The organism is Variovorax rhizosphaerae (assembly GCF_037889975.1).
GTDB classification, from domain to species: domain Bacteria; phylum Pseudomonadota; class Gammaproteobacteria; order Burkholderiales; family Burkholderiaceae_C; genus Variovorax; species Variovorax rhizosphaerae.
Genome location: NZ_JBBKZT010000013.1, coordinates 187,617 through 201,063 on the forward strand (window position 1 = coordinate 187,617; position 13,447 = coordinate 201,063).

The window sequence follows — 13,447 nt, forward strand, 5'->3', positions numbered from 1 at the left end:
TAAGCTGCGAGACCTCCAGCATCCCTCATACCCGTGTCAAAGCCATCGGCTGAGGGTCTACAGCTCTCAGGTCGGAGCGCATCGTCGAGTTCGCTACCGGCGAAGTGTCGGCGCACCTCTTCTACGTATTATGCGGAGAGACCGGAAACTGACGTTGGCGCGATCGGCATAATGACTGCCAGAAGCCAAATATTGGAAGAGCAAACGGTACGCACCTGCATGGGCTAATGGATCTGAAGATATTGGCTTCCAACCCTCGAGCGGATTAGTGATCTTCCGACCGAAGGCTGCTTCGATTGAACTGGTATTCCAAAGCCAGCAGACTCCTTTCGTACCTATACGCCTCGCGCAGATTTTTCGCAAGGTAGGGAGACGCGGGATCAAGTGCCCTGAGGGCTTCCTCGATGTAGCGCTTTCCTTCCTTCAGCAATTCATACCCTCGACCGGTGCCGCCGACCTCTTTGGCGGCGTAATAGCGCGCGATGCCCATGCGGAGTTGGCATAGTTCAACGGCTTTGCCTTTTCTCTGTGCGGCCTTGATCTCCGCATCGCCTTTGTCTAGCTCGTTAAGTCGGTACCAGCACAGTGCCAGCGTCAGGGAGGCATCAGCACTGTCTGGGTCGAGCTTCACAGCGCGCTCTGCCTGCGGGCGGGCCAGTTCGGGACGCTGCCGCCGATTGAGCAGGAACCATGCAAATCTGTCATGCAGCGCGGCGTTCATCGGTTCCTCAAGCAGCGCCAGTTGGAAGTTTTCTTCCGCACCACCGAAATCACCTCGCTCTGCCGCGATCTTTGCGGCCTTGGCGTAGGAGCTTCGGAAGCCCTCCGCCACACGGTCAGAACGATACTCCTGCTGGGCACGCTGCCGGTCGGTCGCCAAAGTATCCACTTGCCGGGCAAACTGCTCGATACGCTCGCGACCAACTTCGCCACGCCTCTTTAGCTTGCCGCGGAAGAACTGTTCTGCCATGTCAACTAGTTGCAGGTCGTAGCGGTCGCCATAGTCGGTGACCATTCCGAAATACGTCTCGTCGAGGGCTTTCTGAAACTCGATATGCTGGATCTCGACGAGCGCACACGCATCGCCGACGCATTTTCCATCGAGAGGAACCGCGGTACTCACGAGTACCAAGAAGACATCGCGTTGCAGTTCATTGATGCGCAGCCAAGCGTCTTCATACAGGAACTCTTGTAGTTCGTCACTCGATTTTCTAAACACCTGGTCGACAGCGTCCTCAATGCCAATGGTCGATCGCGCCAGATACTTCACCAAGATGTCGATAAGCAGCGGCTTGTTGCCAAGCTTGTTTGAATACTTGCGAAGCGTCGCGTCACCCGCTTGCAAGATGGCGACCGTATGATGGTCTCCGGCAAGGCGCCGCATCAACGAGATGCACTCCGAGTCTGAAAGCGCACTCACCTGCAGCGGCTCGAACGCCGTCTGTTCGCGCCGCCTCGATGTTAGGAGCACACGACCGAGCTTTCGGCCCACCTGCTTGAGAAATACGCCGAGAGCCTCGACGCTTTCTGGCGAAGTGGCCAGGGTTTCGGTGTTGTCCAGAACGATCAGTACATCGTCATGGTCAAAACCTTGCTTCTTGAACTCCGTCGCTACCTTGTCAATCAGCGCCGTGCCGTTCAACTGGTAGTAGCTCTTGTCGAGCACAGGACCCAGGCAAAACATCAACTCTCGGACGCAATCCTCCATTGCGCCTGAAATGCCCTGGAGGTGCACCAGGCCCTGGTCCGTCCAGCGCGTCATCTTGGCGGAATAGTAGCTGACAACGCTGGGAGGCTTGTAAGCCAGCGTTGTCTCCCCGTCAAAGATGCGATTAAGAAATTCAAGTGCAAGCGTGGTCTTCCCGAAGCCTCCATCGCCATAAATTAACAGCATGCGCTCTTCTGGATCGTTGATCCACGCCATCAGCTTCCCGAGTTCTTGGGCCCGCCCTTCGAATGTGCTGGTCTGCCGGACCGGGACATTGCTGAAGACCATACGTTGCTGGCCCTCGAAGTCCACAGCGACGACGCCGAACTTGTCGGCAGTACTGGCTTCGAATTCCGCAAAGACGGAGCCTTGCGCCAGATCGATAGAGAAACTATCTGAGGCCGCCCAGGCCAAAGTCTGTCCGTGCAGTTTCCAGATGCCTTTACGCGCCGCAACGCCCGACACTACGATGGGACACCCTTCCCGTACGATAGGGGTGCGCAGTTCGAGATCTTGGTTTCCGATCCGGACCTTAAGACCCTCGGGCTCTACGCGCGGCAGCGTCATAGAGAAGCATGCCAAGCTCCGTTGCAGAAGCCGGGACAGCTTGGGCGTCCATTCGTCGATATCGGCCTTGCTCACCACGCCATGACCTGGCTTTCTGTTCCGGAAACTAATCCACGCTGTGGCCGCCGAAGCCAGGGTGTCGCCGTGGTGGGGATCACGTTCGAACCAACCAAGGTGATAAGTTCTCTGGACATGGCCGCGAATAATCGGCGTGACCAGTTCTAGGACCTCAACCGGCAGTCCGTCACTCGGCTTGTCAAATCGCTTTGCCAACGCGGCCAAGTCGGTGTTTTCAAGGGGATCGGGCGTCAGCTCGCGCACGATCTCCAAAGCTGTAACTGCAGCCGTCTGGAACAGGGAACGAAGGATCGAACCGACATAGCTGAACCTATCTGAGTCGGATGTCATCCCTGCGAGAACGGCCTGCTGGGCTTCAAAAAGACTGCGCATTGTTTTTCGGCGTGCGGTTCGGTTGGAACAAATGATTGATTTCAAGCCATTTTAAGGAATGCCGACTTGGTCCAAGTTGCCGCTCCGGCCTGCCCAGTTTGAACTAGCCAAGAAAGCTACCCACATCTCAGGTTGAATCCATCAGGCACCCTAATTCAACGCCGGTATCGTGACGAAGTAGACCATGTCCGGCGTGCGCCCGTCGTGCGCCGATGGAGTGGCACGGCCGAGCGAACTTTGGTCGAATAGATGGTCACCGCCATCGCCAGCTGCGTGCGGACGGCTTGCGATCAACGCTCTGCCGCGATGAGTCTTCGACTAATCGTCTGTGAGCCGAGGTTCGTAGTTGAGTTCAGGAAATTCATCGAGGCCTTGCAGGTTCTGCGCGAACAGGGGCGAAGCCGTTGACCACTCGTTCCTCCGCGTTGTGGATTTCAGCGCCGGCGCCGCGAGCACGTACCGTTCTTCATATCGCGCGTAGATTGTCTGAAAAAAGCGCTCGATCCGAATCGGACTATCTGCCTGAGGAAAGTCCGCTAGGACCTCGCCGACATCTGTACCAGTTGGCTGGACCAGCCCCAGCGCGATCGTTTCATAGCGGCTGACGTCATTTCTAATGCCGCGGCGCCCTTGAAGCTCGCGCAATGCTTCGTGAAAACGAATCAACGATTCGACGACTTTGCCGCCAGCATCGATCGCAATGTCGTTTTTCTTGAGTTCAGCTGCCGGACCCTCGGCATCCATCGCCACACCTTCAAGAGCTCCAACATTGATCTCGCGGTTTGCTCGGATCACGCAGAAATAGCCGAGTACCAGTGCTGGATAGAAGCTGTGAAGGTTGGTGCATTCGCCGATCGTTTCTTCCATCCGATTGGTGAGATTGCGGAACGCCCCAGTCACGCCTTTGCATGACACTGCGATGACCGGACCAATGCCGTCCATCGAAACCACCACGTCGACATCTTTGGTCTTCATCCCTCCGAGGACAGTGCGTTCCTTGCCGTGCGCAAGTTCGGGCGCGAATTCCAACTGAAGCTCGCCGCGCTTCTTTGTAACTTTGAAAGGCGGGCGCGGCCATACGTCATCCGGATGAAAGCCGCCTTCGATCACAAGGCGGCATGCGACGTACCAATGCAGTGGCTTTATGTGGTTGGCGCTCTCGGTCTTGCCGATGAACGCGCCAAAGTATTCGAGAGCTTCGCGAAGGCTGACGTAGCGACAGGATTCAAAGTTCTCGCCGACAGCGTTACTGCGCCGGGGCATAGTGCCTCCATTCACGCATCGTCGACAGTGCCGCCGAAACCGCTGGCGATGAGAGTCGTCCAATTTCCGAAGTCGCAGGAACGACGATACGAGTCGCCTCCCTTGGCTCAAGCTTCAGCATTCCTCCCCCAAGGGGGTGCCCTTCGATCTCAGCGCTGAGCCTCATGAAATCTGACTCCCATCCTTTTAGAAGCGCTGACGACGACATCTTCGCCTTCAACCGGACGCTGTGAACAGAATTGGTGCAAGTGCAAGATGCCTCATTGCGAACTAGGCTGGGCTCCAGTCCAGACATGTACGAAAGAAAAAAGTCGGGCACCTGAACATCAGGCACCGAGTACCAAGGATCTCGTACGCGACACTTGTAGGCCTCTCGGGCTTGGTGCCCTGCCGCTGAATCAAGGTAGCGCCCAACTGTTGAAGGCAATTTGGCTCCCTTGGGAATTCGCAACAGCAAGATCTGTTCATCTCCGCGGCGCCACTGGTCCACCATAGATTGCGTAAGTCGCTTGGACGGCAGCGCGCTGCCTTTTCTGACGGTGGGATGGAGCCATTGGTCGTCAATGCCCCAGCTCCGAACCTCTGAAGGCCGCAGATGGAAAAAATCGTTCGCTCCAGTCACGTAGCCGATGCCAATCGACGCAATGTCGCCGAAACGTCGAGTCGTGGATTCGGCCAGAGCCCCTTGATAAATCTGCCGCACCTCGCGGCTCATCAGAAAGGGTCTGAGCCGATTGCCCCAGCTCCGCCAGTCGTCTAGGGCGATGCGTTGAAAGCGCCGAGGCGGCGCGCGCAGCGGCTTGAACGAGTCCAAAGCGGTGAAGCGAATCTCGTTCGTACTCTCGCCAAAGCCTTCGGTGTACAGCAGCCAGCAGTCCTCGGACAAATCTGCAAAAAGCTTGTCACGCACCGCAACCACATGAACGACCTTGAAGTGTGACACCAGGTATTCGAGCAGCGGCGTCGCATACGGCGCGTGCCCGATTTCCGCCGGCACGACGAAGGCCATACGGCCGCCCCTTTTTAGAAGGCTAGCGGTCGCTACGAGAAAGGGCGCCCAGGACGAAGCCAAGCCGCTAAATTGCGCGCCTTGGTGCGCGCACAGCTGCAACGCCAGCGCGCGTACGTCCCCCTTGAAAGTCTGATAGCGGATGAACGGAGGGTTGCCCGCGGCGCATTCGAAGCGCTCGGTGGTGTTGGCGGCCCAAGCGAAGAAGTCGCCTTCATGCACGAGAGCCCAAGGCGCGCGGCTGATCGCCGCTTGCGCCGCGGTTGCATCTTGTTCGATTCCGACGGAGTTGCGATGACTGGAGATGAAGCGGCCGTCGCCGCACGAAGGGTCCAGCAGCCGGTCATCTAAGGACCGGATCGCCCAAAGCAGCAAACTGCTAGCAACATGGTCGGGCGTGTAATACGCCCCTGATTCCTTTTGGCTCAGAGCCTGCATCTTGATTCGTTTCCGTTATGGCGGGGCTGGAAGCGGTCCCACTCTTCTGTTTTGCTACAGCGTAGGACGGCAGGCCTCGTCGAGGCGTCATGACTCGCAGACGCAACCGACTCGCACGCTCGTCAAATACTACTGTATAAAAACGCACTAACCACCTTTTTTGGAGCATACGTGCGCCATCGACCTTGGCTGCAGCATTAGTGAGGCCGTTTCGCGATGAGGGTGCGTACAAGATCTCATCAGACACGTCCCCCCGCTTTGAAATGCGCCGCACTTGAGGCGGGCGCCAATAGAAGTTGATACGCCGGCGGCTGCTCCCGTACAGGGTCGATTGCCACCCTCAGATCCTGGAGTATGTACGGCGCCAGCGCCTCCCGTACTCGCAACCGCCGTGCACGAGCCCCCGGAAAATACTCGGCCGCGATGAGCGCCTGTTGTGCGGAAGTAAGTGACGGATGAGGCACCACGGTCAAGTCCACCAGATGATGCCAGGCCTTGTCGTCTTTCGGGTGGCGTGGGGCCGCCACAGGTGCAGCCTGGACTCCATCGATGCGCGCCAACACAAAGTCCCGGAAGGCTTCACGGCTGTTGCACCAGGCCCGCATGTGCCATCGACGCGGCGCCCTGACCAGGGCATGAGGAAATACCAGGCGAGTTTGGCCTTCGGGCGTCGACATGGATCGGTAGACGATTTGCAGGCCCGTGCCGCTCTGCGCAGCGTAGCGCACCGCAGCGAATACGGGCGGTGCGACGGACGTCATGTCTACGCGCGCATCGTGAACCAGTGATTGCCCGGCCAGCCCTTCTGGAGAAGTTGCGAGAAGTCGCAGGTACTCGTCTGGGGACCCCTTCTTTCGCGAGGATGCGCCGGCCGCGATCAGCGGCCCGTGCTTCTGTGGTCTGCGCACGCGCGTACCCAGCCGCTCGACCAGCTCCGCGATGAGCCGCGACGCCCATACGCTTTTGACCCCCAGCACCTCCCTGATGCGCGCATTGTCCAAGCGCCCTTCCCATTCGAGGATGGTTTCGAGCTCGCCCGACCGGGTGGCACCAGATTGGAAAGATGTGTCAGTCATCCTGCGTAGAGTGGGTGGACGATCATGTTATTGTAATGTATAACTTATATAGAACGCTAACTCTAGTTTCATGAACCTCTTCGACAGGCTTCCCTCAGGTCTCTTCGCACCGCTGGCCGGGCGCAACAGCCGGCGCGCGTGGGAACTGATCTGCCGCCTCGGCACCGATTACTTCGGACCCGAAGCGCTGCCGCCGTATCCGGATGGCTACCTGCATGAACAGGTGGTCAAGGAGATCGAGCGATTCCTGCTGGATCAGCGCTGGGAGAACGACGAGGGGCAACAGGAGGTGGCCACGCTGAACGCGCAAGCAAACATGCTGCTGCGGCGGCTGGTCGAATGCGGCTGGCTTGTGGAGGATCGGGTGGGCGCCAGAATGTTCGTGAGCATGCGGCCAGTTGTCTCACGCTTCTTCGAAACGCTGCGGCAGTTTGCCGACGAAGGCCCGCAACTCATTGGGGGCAACGTCCAGATGGTGCACAACCAGCTGCTTGGCGCGGCCCAGAACCCGCGGCAGCAGGTGCAGGGCTTCATCAGTGCGGCGACGATGTGCCTGCGCTCCATCAACGCGCTGAATGCAACCACATTGCGTGCGAGGGACCTGATGAAGGATCTCACGCAGGAGCACGATACGCCCGTGTTCGTTCGGCGCTTTTTCGGTGAGCACATTGCCGAGCTCTATGTCCGCGACTTCCAGGACTTGCGTACCGAAAACCACCCATTGCGCCTGCGCTGGGACATCATCGAACTGGTGCGGAAAATCACGACCACGGAACCGGCGCGAACGCAGCTACTGGCCGGGTACGCCGATCTTGCCAAGGCGGGGGAGGATCCCGCACGGATGTTGGAGCGCGACGTTTCGCGCTTCGAGCGGCTGCTGGATGTCGAGGACTTTCTGACGCGCCTGGACAACGTCATGGAGCAAGCCACGCAGCGCGCTCTCGCCTACCTTGGTTACCGGCTGAAGGCGACCGACCGCATCGAAGCCGTCATTGCGGACTGCGTCCGCAGCGTCGATCGGGTCGAGGCGCAAGGAGTTGCAGTCAGTGGAAACCTGCTGCCCCCCGCACTGCTGGTGTGCGATGCGCGGCTGCGACTGCCCGCCCCTCCCCCATCGAAACCGCGACGCCGAGCGATGCGAAAGCGCGAAATGACCGTTCAGGAACGTGCGCTGTTGATGTTGCGGAAAGAAATGACAGCGCACCGCGACGGCTCGCCCCGCGCAATGCAACGCTACGTCCAGGCCTTGATGCCCGGTGGTGGCGAACTGGCGGCACAGGACCTTCCAACCGCCAATGTCGAGGACGCAGTCGCCCATCTTGCTTTGGTTCGGCTCGGCGCGATGGCCAAGAACAACCCCAAAGGATATGCCACCAATCCTCTCTTGCGCCGCTTGGGATTCGAAGTTCGCCTTGGCGATCCCGACGAGCGCATAGAAACCGAACTCTTTGAGACGAGCAACTTCACGGTGAAGAGGAGCGAACACGATGCCGCGTAATTGGGAGTCGCTGGCGCAGTCCAGCGAAGGGATCTACCAGGTGCAGGACTTTCAGCAGGCGCTGTATCAATTGGTCACGCAGCAGTGCCTCTATCTGCGTCATCCGTCACAGGCAGTCGCCTACCGTCTCATCTCTCGATACCGGAGCGAATTCACGGATGCCGCCGACTTGATGGGCTTGAAGCTCGGCTTTTCCGATCGCTTGAGCTTTTGCTTCGTGGTTCAGGATGTGGCCAAGGCTCAGGCGATGGATCTGAAGGAGTCGTTGTTCCTGTTGACCCTGCGCCAAATTTATCACCTTCACGCGAATGCCGGTGATCTGGGTGTTGACGGGGTGACGACCGTGGGGCTGCCCGAATTGCAGGAGAGCTACAAACTGCTGACCAAACGCGACTTGGAGACGTCACGCGGCGCCATGGACGCGCTGCTCAAAACTGCGCGCCGCCAAGGCTTGGCACGTCAGTCTGACGCGGACAAGGACGATGGTCAGCCCTATGTCATCGAGATCCTGCCCGGCATCGCCGAGGTGCTGAGTGAATACGCCATCAGTCGTTTCGGCGCTGCGCTGAAGGTGAGCATTCCGAGCGAGAACACTGATGCTGAGGGCGAGGAGACTGGCGCATGAAAACGCTCGTTGCGCTTCACTTGGTGCAGTTCAGTTTCTGGGAATACGAGACGTTTGATCTGGCGGGCGACGGAACGGCCTTCATCGGCCCCAATGGCGCGGGCAAGACCAGCCTGGTGGACGCTATCCAGATTGCCTTGGTCGGGGCGAACCGCAATTACCTGCAGTTCAATGCCCAGTCCGTGCACAAGGATGCTCGCTCGTTGCGCGACTACGCGCTGGGCACCATGCGCTCTGGCGAGGGAGAAAAGGGAGCTCTGACGCGCAAGCGCGACGAGGCCTTGTCATACATCACCATGGTCTTCGCGGATGGAGACAGCGGCGACCAGTTCAGCGCCGGGTTGTGCATGTGGTCCACAGAGAGGGAACCGCAGGCTCGGGTCATGGGGCTGTATGTTCTGCCGGGTGTACGGCTCCTGATGGACCACCACTTGGTCGACGAGGGCGATGAGGGCAAAGCGCCGCAGGACTGGAGCGTGTTCGAGGCGCAAGCGCGTAGCCTTTGTGCAGCGGCCGGCCGCACCCCGACGTTCACCTCCAAGCCGGAGAGTTATCTGGACGAACTGCTACACAACTTGGCCGATTCCAAGGCAAGCATCGACCCTCGCAAGTTCCTCAAGGCGCTGAAGCAGAGCATCAAGCTTAAGGATGTCAACAGCGTGAGCGACTTCCTCCGCGACAACCTGGTGGATGCAAGCAGGATCGACAGGAAAGGCACGCTGCGTCACATCCAGACACTGCGACAGCTGGCTGCGCAAATCGAAGAGGTCAAGCTGCAGCTCGCACAGCTAGATACCCTGAACGGGCGGCATGACAACCTGCATCGCCTGCACCGTGTGAGGGCCACCGTGCGGGCGGTGGCCGCGCAACTTCAGGTGGAGTCGGCCGACGCTCAGGTGGTCGACCTGCGCGTGCGCCTGGAGGGTCTGGAAGCTCAGCGCCTGGAAGCCGTCGAGAGCGAAGCCCTGCGGCAACAGGCCGTGCGGAGCACCTTTGACGCCTACGAGGCGCTTCGGGACCGGTTCAACAAGGACCCCGGCGCAGCGGCGCCTGAGCAGGCACGGGCGCTGCGCGCCGCCCTCCAGGATGCGCGCAAGACCCTACGGCAGGACGTCGATCGCCTTGACCTCAGCCTGGGCCAAGCCTTGCAGTCGCTCGCCGTCGCGTTTGAAGGTCGCTACGTCGCCGGGGTGCAAGGTGCCGCGCGGGCATCGCGTGCATGGGACGGCCGTCGTGGGCGTCTGATGCTTCCTTCGATTGACCAGGTCCGTGAAACGTTGCGTTCGCTGGAGCAGGCGCGGCCGGCCATCGAGGCGCTTGCCGAGAGCGACCGGAAGGGGGCGGAGCAGGCGCAACAACGCAAAGAGGCGGCCGAGGAGAAACTCGGCGCCGCCAGCAGGGGCGTACGCGTGCGCGACGACGATGTTGCCTCTGCGATGCGGCTATTTTCGCAGGCAGGCATCGGCTGTCACACCGTGGCCAGCGTCGTGTCGGTTCGAGATCTGGACTGGCAGTGTGCGATCGAAACCTTCCTGGGCCGCAACCGCTTGGCAGTGGTCGTCGAGCATGGGCGCGAGCGCGACGCAGTCGCCCTCATACGACGCGAGCGAATCAACGACGTGACGATTGTTCAGCCCAGCCACCTGACCGATGTGCTCGGGCGGCAAGCAGATTCCGGTTCAGTGGCGAACTTGCTCGTAAGCAAGGACAAAGTGGCACTCGCCTTTCTGACGCGCCTCCTGGGCCGCATGCGTTGCGTCGAGACAGAGGCGGAACTGGAGCGCCACGACCGTGCGCTGACCAAAGATGGCATGCTCAGCGCGAACGGCGGCACCCGGCGGATGCGCCCCGTGCCGGTGGGGCACTTCGTGCTCGGCGTCCAGGTGTCAAGCGCGGACTTGGCCGAACTCAGGGCAGAGGCTCGGCAGGCACATGAAACACTCACGGCAGCCAACCTGCTGCTGAACTTATCCCGCAATGCGCGCGACAGTAATGCAAGAACGCGCCTGGAGGTAACGCTGGATGGGTTCTCCGCAGCGATGACTGCGCACGAGGCTGCGCTGAGCAAAGAGGCTGCAGCCAAAGAGTCCGCGGGGGAGGACCTGCCTGAGCATCTTCAGGAACTGCAATTGCAGGTCGATGCGGCGCGCGCACGCAGCGTCCAGGCTCAGGCGGAGCACCACGAAGTTGGCCAGCGCATCACGAAACTTCAGGCCGATCAAGACTACGTTCAGCGAGATCTAAACGATGCGACTGCCAAGCTCGAACAGTTGCAAGGGCAAGCGGCAGACGCCAAGTCCGATCAAGACTTTGACCCGGAAATGGCGACAGTACGATTGGCGATCGCGTACCAGCGCGGTGCAGCCCTTCGCGCCGAAGCTGTCGAGGAACTTCAGGCACATGCCACCAAGACTGGTGCCACCATCGAGAAGCACGTTGGCGAAATTGCCTCAGAGTTCACCGAATTCATCAATCGTCATTCGATCGCGCTTGTCGAGGAACGCAGTGACTGGCGCAAGGCCGCTGTCTGGGTCAAGGGCCACATTCACCTGTTGCGCCATTCGACCTTGGGCGAGTATGACGCTCAGGCCAAGACGGCGCGCGAAGCGGCGGAACGCGCCTTTGAATCGGATGTGAAGTACAGCTTGCGCGAGGCGCTGCGTCGCGTAGAACGGGAAATCCGTGACCTCAATGCGATCCTGGACCGCTGCCCTCCTTTCACAAATGGGGAGCGGTACCACTTTTCGGCCCGCACGGATGAACAGCATCGCGCGCTGTACAACCTGGTGATGCATCAGGCCGCCGACGGTGAGAGCTCTTCGCTGTTCTCGGACGGCGATGTGCGCAGCAAGCTGGTGCAGTTGATGGAGTCGGCCGAACACGGGACGGACAAAGGCAACAATCCGCTGGAAGACTATCGCCTGTTCTACCAGTTCGACCTCGAAATCCGAGTGGACGGCAAAGTTGTCGACCTTCTGAGCAAGCGCATGGGCGTCGCCTCCAACGGCGAGCATCGCGTACCCTTCTACGTGATCGCCGGCGCCGCGCTAGCCACGGCGTACCGCATCAAGCCGGGCGAACAACACCGTGGCGCGGGGGTGATGATCCTGGACGAGGCCTTCTACGGCATCGATGCACAGAACACCGTGGTGACGGCGGAGTTTCTCAAGTCCCTGGGCCTTCAGCTGATCATGGCGGGCCCTGACTCCGACACCAGCAAATTGACTGCGGTACTCGACTCCTACTACGACCTGACGCGCTTTGGTCCCGACGTCTTCGTCGAACTGGTCCGCATCAAAGACAAGGCGCGTGCGCTGATGCAAAGCGACATGCCAGAGCGCAACCCAGGCCTCTTTGCAAAGCGAGTTGAGCAGCTTGCGCTGGAGGCCAGATGAATGCCAGCGCGCGAGCGGCGCTCCATAAGCTGTTAGGGCTTGCCGAGAATGCGTGGGGACGCAGCCCGGACGAACCGGTTCACATCAGTTTGCGTTTTTCGCAGGCTTCGCTTCCTGCTTACCTTGCAATCGGGAGCCATTCCGAACGGCACGCTTGCCACGCTGATCTGCAGCTGGCCCAGCAGCGCGGTGCCGTCTCCATTGAATGGGATCAGCGCGCAGGGGAGCAACGCCAGATCGTGCGCATTCAGCTCGTCGATCGTGACAAGCTGGCAAGTATTCTTGGTGAGGATCCTTTGTGGAAGCAGATGGAGACCGCGTCCGTGCGGCTTGAGCCGCAAGTTAGTCTCTTTCCGGTGCTCGCCCAAGTATTCTCTGCTTGGCGACGCGGGACGCAATGCCGCGGCACCTTGCCTACCGATTGGCAGATTTGGGAAGACGCAGCGCGCGTGGTGCGCCACTGCCGTGATTCAGGAAGCGCCGACCAGCCGATCCGGCGCCTGAGCACGACCCTGTTTTCGGACAGCAAGCGCATCGAGGCGCTCTGGCCGGCGATGGATGTACTTCTGCAAGCCGACGCACTCGCGCCGCCGCGTATGGACGAAGAGGTCTACGGTGAACTGGGACTGGTCAAGTTTCCTCCGACATTGCTGCTAGCGGGTGATGCGCAACTGCATTGTGGCCAGATCGAAACGCCACTACTCAGACCCTATGTGGGCTTTGCGCCACGGGCGGTCAACGGCTTCAGGGGACTAGAGCAGACCCGGCAGCTCATCAGCGTGGAGAACCTCACCACCTTCCATGAGCTGTGTGGGTTGCTGCGCCCTGGGGACGGTCGGTTGCTTATCTACTCCGCCGGCATGCCGAGTCCATCATGGCTGCGCATCTACGACCTGCTGCACAGGGCCCTCCCCGACTCGGCCAAGGTGCTGCACTGGGGCGATGTGGATTCGGGCGGCTTTCGCATTGCCGCTTACATCGCAAAAGCTGCGGCGCAGCACGGGCGCAGACTGCACCTTTATGGAATGGACGGAAAACTCTGCACTCACGACAGGCCCGCGGTGGTACGCAAGGCGCTCAAGGATGCAGAAGTCAACGCAATCGTTCGGATCTGTGAGCGTTTCGGATGGGCCGAGGAAGGCGCTTGGCTCAGCCGCTCGCGCCACGCCATCGAGCAGGAGTCGATGCGTCTCGAGCTTCCTTGATTGCCTGGGCCCGCGGAATTTGCAGACAGCTGAAAATTTGAGGGAAGGTGGCTTCCTGGCCTCCTCCGTGGACGACGGGAGGCAAGCGAAGAAGCTCGGGCGCAGCTCTAGAAGTCCCCCGTTTGGCAATACCCAACCGCTGTGCTTGCAAGCTCGTGGACCGACCTTCCCGAAACTTGGGCGAGGCGCGACTGGACTAGGTCCAGTCCATCT

At 60.1% G+C, this 13,447-nt stretch carries 8 protein-coding genes; 4 read left to right on the top strand and 4 right to left on the bottom strand.

The window, feature by feature from the left end; genetic code table 11:
- Positions 1-265: 265 nt before the first annotated feature.
- The 4 genes from WKW82_RS26330 to WKW82_RS26345 all read right to left on the bottom strand — a co-directional run bounded on the left by WKW82_RS26330 (position 266) and on the right by WKW82_RS26345 (position 6,511).
- The gene (locus WKW82_RS26330) at positions 266-2,725 is read right to left on the bottom strand and encodes a hypothetical protein (protein WP_340345427.1); all 2,460 of its coding nucleotides are present in this window, start codon (positions 2,723-2,725) and stop codon (positions 266-268) included.
- 318 nt (positions 2,726-3,043) lie between these two features.
- Positions 3,044-3,988: a hypothetical protein gene (locus WKW82_RS26335; protein ID WP_340345428.1), complete on the bottom strand. Its 945-nt coding sequence runs from the start codon at positions 3,986-3,988 to the stop codon at positions 3,044-3,046.
- Positions 3,972-5,435: an Eco57I restriction-modification methylase domain-containing protein gene (locus WKW82_RS26340; RefSeq protein WP_340345429.1), complete on the bottom strand. Its 1,464-nt coding sequence runs from the start codon at positions 5,433-5,435 to the stop codon at positions 3,972-3,974. Before WKW82_RS26340 ends, WKW82_RS26335 begins: the two co-directional genes overlap by 17 nt.
- Positions 5,436-5,674: 239 nt before the next feature.
- Positions 5,675-6,511 carry a BrxR family transcriptional regulator gene (locus WKW82_RS26345; protein ID WP_340345430.1) on the bottom strand — a complete coding sequence of 279 codons (837 nt, stop codon included), beginning with the start codon at positions 6,509-6,511 and terminating at the stop codon, positions 5,675-5,677.
- 70 nt (positions 6,512-6,581) lie between these two features.
- Between WKW82_RS26345 and WKW82_RS26350 the strand changes: the two genes are divergently transcribed.
- Genes WKW82_RS26350 through WKW82_RS26365 form a run of 4 tightly spaced genes read left to right on the top strand, consistent with a single transcriptional unit; the run spans position 6,582 to position 13,234 of the window.
- Positions 6,582-8,009, top strand: coding sequence for a Wadjet anti-phage system protein JetA family protein (locus WKW82_RS26350; protein WP_340345431.1), 1,428 nt, complete (start codon positions 6,582-6,584; stop codon positions 8,007-8,009).
- On the top strand, positions 7,999-8,634 hold the full coding sequence (locus WKW82_RS26355; RefSeq protein WP_340345433.1) for a DUF4194 domain-containing protein: 636 nt from the start codon (positions 7,999-8,001) through the stop codon (positions 8,632-8,634). The genes WKW82_RS26350 and WKW82_RS26355 overlap by 11 nt, the downstream gene beginning before the upstream one ends.
- Positions 8,631-12,029, top strand: coding sequence for an SbcC/MukB-like Walker B domain-containing protein (locus WKW82_RS26360; protein ID WP_340345435.1), 3,399 nt, complete (start codon positions 8,631-8,633; stop codon positions 12,027-12,029). The genes WKW82_RS26355 and WKW82_RS26360 overlap by 4 nt, the downstream gene beginning before the upstream one ends.
- The gene (locus WKW82_RS26365) at positions 12,026-13,234 is read left to right on the top strand and encodes a Wadjet anti-phage system protein JetD domain-containing protein (RefSeq protein ID WP_340345436.1); all 1,209 of its coding nucleotides are present in this window, start codon (positions 12,026-12,028) and stop codon (positions 13,232-13,234) included. The genes WKW82_RS26360 and WKW82_RS26365 overlap by 4 nt, the downstream gene beginning before the upstream one ends.
- The last annotated feature ends 213 nt before the right edge of the window (positions 13,235-13,447 follow it).

Excerpts from the sequence above, each read along its gene's own strand:
- WKW82_RS26340 (WP_340345429.1), bottom strand. The coding sequence starts at position 5,435 with ATGCAGGCTCTGAGCCAAAAGGAATCAGGGGCGTATTACACGCCCGAC.
- WKW82_RS26365 (WP_340345436.1), top strand. The coding sequence starts at position 12,026 with ATGAATGCCAGCGCGCGAGCGGCGCTCCATAAGCTGTTAGGGCTTGCC.
- WKW82_RS26345 (WP_340345430.1), bottom strand. The coding sequence starts at position 6,511 with ATGACTGACACATCTTTCCAATCTGGTGCCACCCGGTCGGGCGAGCTC.
- WKW82_RS26355 (WP_340345433.1), top strand. The coding sequence starts at position 7,999 with ATGCCGCGTAATTGGGAGTCGCTGGCGCAGTCCAGCGAAGGGATCTAC.
- WKW82_RS26330 (WP_340345427.1), bottom strand. The coding sequence starts at position 2,725 with ATGCGCAGTCTTTTTGAAGCCCAGCAGGCCGTTCTCGCAGGGATGACA.
- WKW82_RS26350 (WP_340345431.1), top strand. The coding sequence starts at position 6,582 with ATGAACCTCTTCGACAGGCTTCCCTCAGGTCTCTTCGCACCGCTGGCC.
- WKW82_RS26360 (WP_340345435.1), top strand. The coding sequence starts at position 8,631 with ATGAAAACGCTCGTTGCGCTTCACTTGGTGCAGTTCAGTTTCTGGGAA.
- WKW82_RS26335 (WP_340345428.1), bottom strand. The coding sequence starts at position 3,988 with ATGCCCCGGCGCAGTAACGCTGTCGGCGAGAACTTTGAATCCTGTCGC.